We start from the raw sequence: 1,363 nt of genomic DNA on the forward strand, positions 1-1,363 counted from the left end.
GTCTGGTGCTTGACCCGGTGGTGGCGTCGGCACAGGGCCATCAGGTTGTCCGGTTCGGTGGGACCGCCGGCGTCCGGGTCCTGGTGGTTGAAGGGCTGGATGTGGTCGATGTCGCAGCGGTGGGCCGGCATCGAACAGGACGGGAACTGGCACGTCGCGTCCCGGGCGATGACGTGCCGTTCGACCTCGGCGGTGGGGTGGTAGGTCGTCGGATCGGTCTTGACCAGCAGTCCGGTCTTCGGCTCCAGGAGCAGCCGGCGCCACACCGACCCCGGCGCCGTGGCCAACGCCCGGGCCTGCCCCGCGGTCACCGGCCCGTACCCCTTGAGCTCACCGGGGTCGTCACTGACGCCGATCAGGGTGTCGTAGGGGACCGTGATCTGGACCAGGGGCGCGGTGCGCCCAGCCGGGGATGTCCCCTCGGACGGGACAGGACGGTTGGCGACCAGATCCACCAGCGCGTCCGCACGCCGCTGGTCCAGCGAACGCGGGTCGTCCTCGGTCGCGATGGTCTGCGCGTGGGTGTCCACGGCGGCGTGCACGCGGGCGGCGTCGGAGGCGGTGAGGAAAGCCCGCCACCATGCCATGCCGTCCTCCGCCGCGGTACACGCCACCCGCCGATCCTCCCGAGCCCGCTCATGCCGCTGTTGCGCACCGTCCGGATCCGCCTTGATCACCGCCCGGTGCAGGGCTTTGCGGGTCGCCGCGGTGGACTGCTGCGGCAGCAGGGGCGCGACCAGGGACTCCACCCGCCGCGCGGCGTCATCCGAGCAGTTCGCGGTGATCTCGCAGACCGCCCGGGCCTGCTGGTAGTGGATCCGACCGTCCTCCAACAGCCCCAGCGTCCGGTCGAAGACCTCGACCAGGCGGCGGGCCTCGTCCAACCGCGCCGACGCCGTCACGGCCGAGAGGCGCAGCGCGCAGGCCACCTCGTCCACCGTCGTCGCCAGATCAGCCTCCGCGTCCCGGTGCCCCGGCGCGAACGGCACCGGATCCGCCTCCAACGCCGCCAACACCCGCACCTGCAGAGCCTGGATCCACTCCCCGTGCCGCTCCAACGCCCGCAACGCGTCGATCCGCCCCGCCGCACCGAGTTCCTCCGCCCGCAACAACGGCAACATCCCCGCCGTGTCCGCCCCCACCGGCACCGCCGCCAGATACGCCGCCAGCTCATCCACCGACGCCTCGCCCACCGACGCCTCGCCCACCGACCCCGGCACGGACGGCGGTGAGTGGGTCTGTGCGGTGTCGGTCTGCGTGATGACGCTCATGGTGCTACCCCCCGGAGGTGTTTCGGCTCACTACCTCCACCCTGTCGAACGTCCTGTGAAAACACCAGGTAATCGATCGAACACCACCCGAA

1 protein-coding gene is annotated in these 1,363 nt (G+C 71.5%); it reads right to left on the reverse strand.

The window, feature by feature from the left end:
* Positions 1-1,271 (reverse strand): DUF222 domain-containing protein (locus ABGB06_RS39360; RefSeq protein WP_347600544.1); only part of this gene is annotated, 1,271 nt, incomplete at its 3' end.
* Between the last annotated feature and the right edge of the window lie 92 nt (positions 1,272-1,363).

The organism is Streptomyces sp. B6B3, assembly GCF_039871525.1.
Classification (GTDB): domain Bacteria; phylum Actinomycetota; class Actinomycetes; order Streptomycetales; family Streptomycetaceae; genus Streptomyces.